Consider the following 640-nt stretch of genomic DNA (forward strand, 5'->3'; position numbering starts at 1 on the left):
CGGATGTTCGGCGCGGCGGGACGGGTCGCGCACGGGCACCGAGGCCAGCAGGGCGCGGGTGTACGGGTGGGCGGGCGCGGCGAACAGCACGTCGCGCGGGGCTTCCTCCACCACCTTGCCAAGGTACATCACGGCCACGTGGTCGCTCATGTGGCCCACCACGCCAAGGTCGTGCGAGATGAACAGGTAGGCAAGGCCCATGTGTTCCTGCAACTCGCGCAGCAGGTTCAGCACCTGCGCCTGCACGGAGGCGTCCAGCGAGGATACCGGCTCGTCGCACACCACCAGTGCCGGGTGGGTGATCAGGGCGCGGGCCACGGCAACGCGCTGGCGCTGTCCGCCGGAAAACTCGTGCGGGTAGCGGTCGGCGTGTTCCGCCCGCAGGCCCACCAGTTGCAGCATGTCCGCCACCTTGGCCCGCCGTTCCGGCCCGGGCACACCGGCCACGGCCAGCGCCTCGCCTATGGAGGCCCCCACGGTGCGGCGCGGGTTCAGCGACGAAAAGGGGTCCTGAAAGACCATCTGCACCAGCTGCGCGGCTTCGGCGCGCGAAATGGCCGGGCTGGCAGGGCCAGCGGCAGTGGCGGCCGCGCCGCCGTTCCCCGTGCTCCCGTCCGTCGCAGCATCCGTGCCCGCGAAC

The 640-nt window shown here is 71.9% G+C and carries 1 protein-coding gene; it reads right to left on the reverse strand.

Annotated elements, in window-relative coordinates; translation table 11 throughout:
* On the reverse strand, window positions 1-640 hold a 640-nt coding region (locus tag FVW20_RS17990; RefSeq protein ID WP_231039245.1), incomplete at both ends, for an ATP-binding cassette domain-containing protein.

Source organism: Nitratidesulfovibrio oxamicus, assembly GCF_015731765.1.
GTDB lineage: Bacteria > Desulfobacterota > Desulfovibrionia > Desulfovibrionales > Desulfovibrionaceae > Cupidesulfovibrio > Cupidesulfovibrio oxamicus.